This is a genomic window from Desulfovibrio sp. 1188_IL3213, assembly GCF_036763145.1.
GTDB lineage: Bacteria > Desulfobacterota > Desulfovibrionia > Desulfovibrionales > Desulfovibrionaceae > Desulfovibrio.
Window position 1 is genome coordinate 1 of the sequence record NZ_JBAIYR010000058.1, and the last position, 9,401, is coordinate 9,401.

The following is a 9,401-nucleotide window of genomic DNA, read 5'->3' on the forward strand; positions in this document are numbered from 1 at the left end:
CCGTAACAGTGACGCGGCACAATCGCCGCCCACCCAAAGCAGACCGTCACGCAAAAGCGGGCCGCAAGCCGGGAGCCAGTCAGCTTGGGGCCGGCGCGCCGTGCGGTTGCGGCAGGGATTCCACATAAGCTTTCAGGACAACGGCGTTATTGCAGTCCTGATCTTTTGCGGCATACAGAAAAACAACCGTGCTGTGCTCTGCCAGAATCCCGAGCAGTTCGGCCAGCGGCGCTTCGGAAGCGTCCAGTTCCGCAGTGTAGCGCTTCTCAAACTCTTTCCATTTTGCCCTGTCATGAGCAAACCATTGGCGCAGTTCATTGGACGGGGCAATATCCTTCAGCCACACATCCCAACTGGCGGCGGCCTTGGCGATGCCTCGCGGCCAGATGCGGTCGACCAAAACGCGCATGTCGGCGGCGGGCAGGTCATGATCATACACACGGTGCAGAATGATCTTCATCACGAGCCTCCTTTTTGGAACCGGAACAGCCGCCGCAAGCACGGCCCGAACGGGAAACGCGGGCAGCACGCCTGCGCATCCCTGCATGACCGCATGCGCCTGCCGTCCCATCACAGAATATCCGCACAGCGCGGCCTTAACCGTCCACCGGGGTCTGGCTGCGCCCAATCCGCACGGCGCACAGGCTGACCAGAATGGTCAGGAAAAAGAACGCCGCACCAGCATAGCCCGTCATGCCCAGTCCAAGCCTGTTGAATACCATGCTGCCGATAAACGCGCCGCCGCCGATGCCCACATTGAAAATGCCGGAGTAGATTGACGTGGCGATGTCAGCGGAGTGAGCGGCAAGCTCAAGTATCCTGCTCTGGAACAGCAGGCCCAGCACCGCCATGCTGCCGCCCCACACGACGCACAGCGGCACGATGAGCAGCAGACGGTCAATGGACACATTAAGAGCCAGCAGGCAGATAAAAATGGTCACCAGCGGCACGGTAAAGACAAGCTTTGATCCGCTGCCCGCCAGCCGCGTGGCGAATATGCTGCCCGCAATGCCGGACAGGCCCATAATCAGCAGGAATACAGGCACGGCCCCTTCCGTGAAACCGCCCGTCTGAATGAGCAGAGGGGCCAGATAGGTATACGCAACAAAGTGCCCCGTCACGGCAAGCATGGTCTGTAAATAGATCAGTGCAAGCTCCTTGTTGCGGAACAGGGCGGGTACGCTTTTGAACGATCCCGTGTCCTTGGATTCGAGCGTCGGCAACAGTCGCCACAAAATCAGCGCGATGCAAAAGGCCACGCCCCCAATGATCAGAAACGCTGTTCTCCAGCCGAAATGCTGGCCGATGACCGTGCTGAGCGGAACCCCGAGCACCGTTGCCAGTGAGCCGCCCACAATGATGATGGCAAGCCCCTTGGCCTTTAATGCCGGAGGCGTCACGCGCACCACAATGGGGCTTGCTATGGACCAGAATACGGCATGGGCGTTGGCCACGCATATGCGCGCAACCATAAGGGTGGCAAAGTTGAAGGCAAATGCCGAAAGCACATGCCCGGCAATGAAAATGCCAAACAGGCAAAGCAACAGCTTGCGCCGTTCGAAACGGGCCGTAAGGGCGGTCAGGGGCAACGACAGCAGGGCCACAACCCAAGCGTATACTGCCACAAGCAGCCCGGTAAAGGCTTCTGTTTCGCCAAGGTCAGCGGCAATTTCCGGCAACAGGCCGATGGGCAGGATTTCAGTGGTGACAAAAATAAAGGCGGCCAGGGCAAGAGTAAAAACAGGAACCCAGAGACGCCTTCCCTCTGGAGTTTTGATGGTGGTCATATTCAGTCCTTATATCAGTCTCATGCCCTTATGGCGGGCAAAATAACGAGGTGCGCCATACGCCCGACCCTTGCAAAATGCAACGGGCGCAGCCGGTCATTTCTTTGTTTCTGCACAACAACGAGCCAGTTTTATTGAAACGTCATCCGTAAAGACCGTCTTTTTCAACGGCCGGAAGGCACAAGAAGGATTGGTACAACAAGAGATGCGGCAGGCGCAGCCTGCCCTGCAATTGCGGCAGGACACCAGCGCCATGTGACAGATGAGGCTCACGCCCGGCCCGGCGGCTTGGAGCAGCACACGAACAGGCCGACGCCTTAAATCTATCTTAAAAATGCCATAAATCAAGCCGTCACGTATCTGGGGCATACGCACCGCAACTTGCCCCGCTGCCGTGCAAGCAACGGGCATCGGCACTGGGCGTACCGCCCCTGCTGCCCGCAAAGAATGCCGCCCGAAGGCAGTCACAACCACGCGCTATCAAAAAGCTTTTCCGCGCCATTCACCCCGCATCGCCGACACGCCTTACCCCTCGTGCCCTGTTGTTCGGCACGAGAACAGGCAATCACCACAGGATGAAAACGGCTGCTGCCACCAGAAAAACGAACCATCTTGCGCGCCGCCTCTAATTAAAATGCATAAATATAAGTTTCAGTATTGATAAAATACCATATTCTTTTTCATGGCTTTTTCACCAACAGGCTTAACCAGATCCGGAGCCGCGTTATGACTATAAAAAATGCCACATCCTGTATAAATCTGGCTACTATCGCCCCCATTCTCTTTGTTTGCGGCACGCTGGTTCTTTATGTGCGGTCAAACCAGCGCATGGAGGAGGTGATGGAGAACAAGGCCATTGTGGTCGCTCTGGGCGATGAACTGCGCCAAAGCTCCATAAGCCTGACGAGAAACGTGCGCATGTATGCTGTTATCCGGCCAGACGGCACAGGCTATGGCCGGGGCCAGTCATGCGGTGGCCGACCTTGCCCGGCAGGCCGAGCGCCTGGCGCAGCTTATTGCCAAGATGAAGCAGGGCTAACGGAAAAGCGGGCATACATGCGCGGCACGACACGCGCGTGAGACGAGGAGAACGCACGCAGGAACCTGCGCATGACTTGTGTATGCACCGATCGGCCATTTCCCGCCGTGAACGCTAAGCCATGCTGTACTGCCCCTTCGCAACACCAACTGACATAAGCAGCACACAAGAGCCTCGGTTCAATCCTGTTCGGCTCCGCCCGGCAGACAGTTAAAAAGCCCCGATCATCGAGAGATGGTCGGGGCTTTTCGTGCCTTAGCCTTGCAGCCTATTGGTGCAACGCTCTTTAGAGCAGATTAACTTTGAAATGCTTCACATTTCAAAGTTTTCATTCAGCCGGAAAATGCTATTCTCGGCTGAATCCACGCCACATTGTGGCTCGCTGCACTTTCGTGCAGCGAGGGTAAAGCATCTCCGGCCACCACATAAAGCCAGAACAGCAGATGCCTTTTACCCTGGCGTAGGCTTTCCAGGGCTAGAGCAATTTCACTTTGAAATTGCTCTGGCGGCTGCGTGAGCAGTCGCCCGCCGCAAAGATGCAAGCGCAATTTACTTGCGCGGTTAAGCATCGAAGCGAGCGTGACTTAAACTTTGAGAATGTACATTCTCAAAGTTAATCTGCTCTAGAAAGAACCATTGCGCGGAGGGTTGCCGGAAAAATCCGCAATAACATACGCGCCGTGCTCAACGCTGAATGTCGTGAAGTCAGGATTATCCGCCGTTCCATAAATGCCCTTGATCAGGGGCCGTTCTGCCAAAATACGTTCCTTTATAGCGCGGTTGTCATCAAGAGAAACCTTGGCGGTAACGCGAACCCACGCCATGTCTTTATTGACAGCGCAGATTTCAACGGCGGGATTGCCCTGAAGCTGCTTGAAAACATTCTTGCTTTTCGCCGTGCAGAACCACAGCTTTCCATCCTGCTCAAACTGGTACTGAAACGCCCGCACGTGCGGTTCGTTGCCACTGACCGTGGCAATAAAGCACATGGGAGCTTCGGCAAGAAAACCAGAAATTTCAGTCATTGCATTATTCATAATAACCCCACATTTCAGGTATTATTTGATCCGTTTTGTTGCAAATTGCGTAAAACTTTTTCCAGCGTTTTTACGCAGGCAGCCTTTTCAGCCTCGTCCACATCGCCCCATACCAGCCGTAACAGATCAACAGAAATTGCGTGCTGAATCCTGCGCATGGATTCCCCTTTTTCCGTCAACAGCACTACCTGTGCGCGAGCATCATGCGGATCAGTTTCACGACGGCAATAGCCACGGCTTTCAAGTGTGCTGATCAAGCCGGTAACCGTATTTTTTTTTCTTTTAATACGCTCCGCCAATTCGTTCATCTTCAAAGGGCCAGCCTCGAAAAGCGCATGCAGCACCGCGCCGTGGGCGGGAAGCAGATCGTCTACGCCGTGACTGGACAAAGCGTTGACAATGTACGTGTTGGCCTGTTCGCGAATCAGGGCCGCCAGAGCAATAATGGCATCGCTGCTGCCTGGAGTATTCATGAATACCTCTTTTTAGTTCGTCGACGAACCATCTGAAGATGAGATACTTCGCCGCCGAACCAATGTCAACAGTTTGATGAAATCTTAGCTAGATGGGTTCAGGATAGCCTGCGGAGACTTCGCCCGAAAGGAAACGCATTAGAGCTTTTATGGGGTTTGAGGGACCGCGGGTTAATGCTGTTCTGATAAGCCGATAGACAGTAAAACCCCCGACCATCTTGTGATGTTCTGGGGTTTTGCGTGTGCGCGGCGTTAAAAATTCTATTCACAATCACTTTTTTCTGGGTGGTTGCCTGAGGTTTCCACATGGAAATAACTTGTGCAAAACAACTGTTCGACGTTCCCGTAGGCGCTCAGACAAACTACTCTGCCCATTGGGGCTTTGAAAGCCAATCTGCTGCCACGCGGGGTTAAGCTAGCTTTTGGTAAAGAGAAGGATTGTAGATTTTCATTAGCTGCATTGCGTTAGAATCTTGCTGAAGCAGTGTGCATACGTCATTCTTAACTTTCATACTAATTTCTGTGTTCTTAATAAAGTCTTCGTAGTAATTATCAGAATTAATGCCATTTTTATCTAAGGCAGTTCTAAAAGCCTTCATCACGGCGCTGCCATACTCACTCGCTCCTGTAGGAATTGGCTCCGATCTTTCTAAAAGTTTATGATTTACACATAGGTAGGGCGTGCTAACTTCTTCAATCCAGTCAGGCAGTTGATAATGCTCAAGAGGTTTTGATCTAGTTTGCTCTATGCCCGAAGTAGAGGTGCTGCTGCACTCCTGGCTCAAACGTATTGCTTCTTCAGAAAGTGAAACAGTGTCCTGCCCAATGCTGCGATGAACAGATTCAGACCCGCGTGTAGACGTGACGGTACTTTGTGTGTTGGCAGTAGCTTGCACATTGCATGTCTGGATAAGAGAGATCGACATGGGAACCCCCGCGGCAAAAATTTCCTATTTCATTTCACAATGAAATGTTAAGCAACAAAGATGCCGCAGATTGACTTTGAATAAAAATAGACTATTATACTAGGATATTATGAATAAGTATTTTGTGCGCTTATAGATTAATTAAAAAAGTATTTTAATTTTTAGACGCCATTAATAGATAGCAACAACGCTGAATAATTATCTTAAAGGCAAATATCATCAATCACTTCAATCCCAAGTATATTTTTTAGCGGCACAAAGGTAATATTCCCTTTTATGGCATTCAAGAGGCCGTCAGTTCAATTCTGTCCAGCTCCACCAGAAAGATAATTAAAACCCCCGATCATCGGAAGATGGTCGGGGGTTTTTTCGTTTAGCGGCTCTACACCAAAGACGGGGGCAAGCCCTTCAATGGGCCTCACTCCCATCAGATTCCTGGGCAATTCCCCAGCCATTTCAGCAGCACAAAACTGCTCATATTGCCTGATTGCGGCTGGCGGCGAACCTCGAAATATACGCTCCACTCAAAATAATGAGTTCATTTTTCTGCCCATAATTCTCGATTTATTAGCACGTTAAAAGGATTTCTTGGAGACCAACTCCATTAAAAGAATACATTGTAGACTTTTAATTTATCAGCATGGGCATTAGCATCATAAAAATTATATAATTACCGAACAATATTTGGAGGGGAAAATGTCCGACAAGTATGAGGTTAAATATACGATAGAACGTTACCATCAAGACGTAATTGAACTTATATCTTTAGTTGGAGAATATGGAATAAAACAAATAACTCCAAATCTTGATGATAAAGATGACATGCATAAATTTTTTATCGAAGTTCATAATGGCTGGAAAATAGCTCAAAAAAAGATAAAATATATAGCACTTGAAATATATGAGGAGATTAAGTCAATTGAATTGCTAATAAAAAAAAGCACAACTAAAAACAGTATAGATAAAAAATATTATAAATATTGTATAAAAATATTAACATTCAGGCTAAAATCATTGCTTAAAATGATTGATGCAATAATATGGACAATATTTAGTAGAAAAGAGCACCAAGTGAGGCGTTTATATTCTGGAAAGGATCAAATTCATTTAAATAGAACAAATATAGAAGAGCTGTTTTTAGTGATCAATGAAATAAATAACAATGAAACTCAAATTGCAATTGCATTTGACTTATCAACATTTGCACATATTGGAGACTATGTTCATCTTAATTTAGACAATGGCAGTTTTAGCATTGTTGAACTCAAATCAGGGGAAAAAAATTTAAAGATTTTGACCGCATTGAAGAATTTTAACCAGCATGGTTGCTTGAAAAGATTTTTTTTCGATGCTGAGGTAAAATCCAAGAAAGATACTGAGCAGGTTAAGCGAATTATAAGACAAGAAGAACGCGCATTAAATTTGATGAATATTATTAAAAATGATGAAGGTGAGGACTACTCAACAGGGATGAATATTCGCCTGCCAAAGGAAGAGATTGAAGTAGAATCTTATGCTTGTAAAATCGTAGAAATGTTGTCTCAGCTAACTGAACAAAAGAAATGGGCTCTATCTACAATTGATGAGTGTCTATTTTTGGGGATGTACCACAAAGATTGTATTATGCCACCGCATGGTATTTTTTCCACCTGGATGAACATGATTAATGTTAAATCGGAAGTAATTGATTATAGAACTGTTTTTATGGGAAACATGTACCACCCCCCCCTAGCGCACCTTATGCCATTAGAATTTTCAAAAAAAATTTATCTTGAAGAAATTTGTTTTCTTATGTGCCTTGATTTCAATCGACTCATGAAATATGCAAAAGAAAGAGAAATAAATATGTACCTTGGAGGAAAAAAAGAAACAAATAGACTAATCACACAACAAAAAAATGTTCATTTTGTTACAGTAAATGATCGTGTTATTCATGTTGAAACTAAAAATGGTGTAATGACTATTGCAGATGGGTTGCTAACTAAAATTTATTACAGTTTCCTATCGCCATTGTCATTAATATTTGCCTTTAGCCAAGGTAATAATGACATAAATAGTTCACAAGAAACATTGTAATAAATTTAATATTGATACATTTTATCATGACACATACTGAGGCCCTAAATACACAGTTTTCACAGACTAATCTTAGTGGGATTTAATCTCCAACAAATTTTTTTGACGAACTCATTATTTTGAGTGGAGCGTATATTTCGAGGTTCGCCGCCAGCCGCAATCAGGCAATATGAGCAGTTTTGTGCTGCTGAAATGGCTGGGGAATTGCCCAGGAATCTGATGGGAGTGAGGCCCATTGAAGGGCTTGCCCCCGTCTTTGGTGTAGAGCCGCTAAACGAAAAAACCCCCGACCATCTTCCGATGATCGGGGGTTTTAATTATCTATCTGGTGGAGCTGGACAGAATTGAACTGACGGCCTCTTGAATGCCATAAAAAGGCCGGAATCTCTAAGCCAAGCCAGTCAATAATATCAGGCTATTAAGAATATACATCCTGTCCATTTAAATACATTCGTATACATTTTGTATATCCCGTTTAGATTTCGTGCGTGAGGATTTCGAGCACTTCGGCGTCCTCAATGCCGAGATAACGCATGGTCACTGCTGGTGATGAATGGTTAAAGCGCTTGCAGAGGATCTCGAATCCGACACCAAATTTTGTCCGTTGAATGTAGCCAAAGGTCTTTCTCAGGGAGTGAGCGCCGTAATTTCCGGGTAGATTTATGGCCCAGCACCATGATTTGATCATGCGGTTAACGGTTTGAATCTGTAGTGGCTTCTGAGCGCCTTTTTTTGAGGCGAAGAGGTAATCATCATCTTTGGAGTTAAAAGCGTCCAGATGTCCTCTGAGGGCTTTGTAGACCTCCCTGTTAATGAAAAGTGTATTGGTCTTTCCGGTCTTGGATTCTTTAATTTGAATGGCCTGATTAGGTTTGACGGATTTGATGTCTGAGATTTTGAGTTTGAGTAGATCTCCGGTTCTGATTCCGTTGTTGATGCCCATAGTGAATAGGAGGAGATCACGGGGTTTTGATGCGAGGATTTTCTTGATGGCTTGTATGTCGCTGAGATTTCGGATGGGATGAACGAGTATTGATGAACCGAGCTTGGGATGATTTGGGTTATTCATGGCAAGCCTCTAATGTTAAGTTTATATGAAATATCAGTATATTAGTTAATATTATATGTACACAGTCGGTTTGAGTTGGATTTAATATATTGGAATGATTAGGCAAGAAATGAGATGTTAAGTTTTAAAAAGAACTTATCCTGTTATTCCAGATAGTTAATATGATTTCTTGATGAAGGTTAGCATAGGAGATGGGGAACTATTCGCGTAGTTGGATTTTCATGTTGGGAATATGATTGAATATTCAAACAAATTCCCGGCATGATTTAAAAAAATATGGAAATTTTCAATATTAAATGAAAAAAATGTCTGTTTTTATGATTTTGGAAACTGGTTTTCGATAAATTCTATTCAAGAAAATGAATGAATAAAGAATGTAAGTTAAGAGAAGCAAGATACGATTTGAATATGTTTGTTTAGAAAAAAGAGGCAACTGAGGATTTGAAAAACTTGTTTTTCAAATTCGAAGTTAATCCCGAAGGGATTTGATGGATTTTAAATGGAATAGAAATTTTATTTTGATTGTTTTAAAATGATAGAAGACTCTTCTAGTGTTTAAATGAATAGATTTGTATTAGTTACTTTTAAAATCCCTGCGGGATTTAACTTCATATTTGAAAAACAAGTTTTTCAAATCTTCAGTTTGTATTATTTTTTTGAATGATTATTTAATAGATTTTCTATTGTTTCACTTCCAAGAGAAGAATTATATTCCATTTGTTGAATATAATTTATTGGAAACTGGTTTCCGGAATCATCATTTTAAGGGTAAAAAGGAATATTTTTAAAAATTTATTCTTGTTATGTAGTATAATTTTTGTTTTGAATCAGAAGTGTATTTATGAAATGCATTTTTTAAATTGTGATAGCATAAAAATTGAAGAATATGCGTTGTAAATTTCAGATTAAAGGGGATTGAATGAAAAATGGTAAAGCCCGAAAAAATTATTGTTTAATTTTAGCATGATAGATAGTATTCCAATTATTATTCCAT

At 44.9% G+C, this 9,401-nt stretch carries 8 protein-coding genes; 2 read left to right on the forward strand and 6 right to left on the reverse strand.

Annotated features, from left to right (window positions below; genetic code table 11):
* Nucleotides 1-79: 79 nt before the first annotated feature.
* Complete coding sequence (locus V6C16_RS04625) at nucleotides 80-460, reverse strand: DUF488 domain-containing protein (protein ID WP_333535064.1); 381 nt, start codon at nucleotides 458-460, stop codon at nucleotides 80-82.
* 136 nt (nucleotides 461-596) lie between these two features.
* Nucleotides 597-1,787 (reverse strand): sugar transporter, encoded by a 1,191-nt coding sequence (locus V6C16_RS04630; RefSeq protein WP_333535063.1) that lies wholly within the window; start codon nucleotides 1,785-1,787, stop codon nucleotides 597-599.
* 70 nt (nucleotides 1,788-1,857) lie between these two features.
* Here V6C16_RS04630 and V6C16_RS04635 point away from each other — a divergent pair, with 70 nt between their 5' ends.
* On the forward strand, nucleotides 1,858-2,046 hold the full coding sequence (locus V6C16_RS04635; protein WP_333535062.1) for a hypothetical protein: 189 nt from the start codon (nucleotides 1,858-1,860) through the stop codon (nucleotides 2,044-2,046).
* 1,403 nt (nucleotides 2,047-3,449) lie between these two features.
* Here V6C16_RS04635 and V6C16_RS04640 read toward each other — a convergent pair.
* The 3 genes from V6C16_RS04640 to V6C16_RS04650 form a co-directional block, all read right to left on the reverse strand.
* Nucleotides 3,450-3,851, reverse strand: coding sequence for a pyridoxamine 5'-phosphate oxidase family protein (locus V6C16_RS04640; protein WP_333535061.1), 402 nt, complete (start codon nucleotides 3,849-3,851; stop codon nucleotides 3,450-3,452).
* 26 nt (nucleotides 3,852-3,877) lie between these two features.
* Nucleotides 3,878-4,336 (reverse strand): MarR family winged helix-turn-helix transcriptional regulator, encoded by a 459-nt coding sequence (locus V6C16_RS04645; RefSeq protein ID WP_333535060.1) that lies wholly within the window; start codon nucleotides 4,334-4,336, stop codon nucleotides 3,878-3,880.
* Nucleotides 4,337-4,746: 410 nt separating this feature from the next.
* Entirely contained in the window at nucleotides 4,747-5,262 is a 516-nt protein-coding gene (locus V6C16_RS04650) for a hypothetical protein (RefSeq protein ID WP_333535059.1), read from the reverse strand.
* Between the two features lie 696 nt (nucleotides 5,263-5,958).
* Between V6C16_RS04650 and V6C16_RS04655 the strand changes: the two genes are divergently transcribed.
* The gene (locus V6C16_RS04655) at nucleotides 5,959-7,338 is read left to right on the forward strand and encodes a hypothetical protein (protein ID WP_333542820.1); all 1,380 of its coding nucleotides are present in this window, start codon (nucleotides 5,959-5,961) and stop codon (nucleotides 7,336-7,338) included.
* Nucleotides 7,339-7,813: 475 nt separating this feature from the next.
* On the opposite strand, the gene V6C16_RS04660 is transcribed toward V6C16_RS04655, so the two are convergent.
* The gene (locus tag V6C16_RS04660; RefSeq protein ID WP_333542821.1) at nucleotides 7,814-8,407 is read right to left on the reverse strand and encodes a tyrosine-type recombinase/integrase; all 594 of its coding nucleotides are present in this window, start codon (nucleotides 8,405-8,407) and stop codon (nucleotides 7,814-7,816) included.
* Nucleotides 8,408-9,401: the final 994 nt, after the last annotated feature.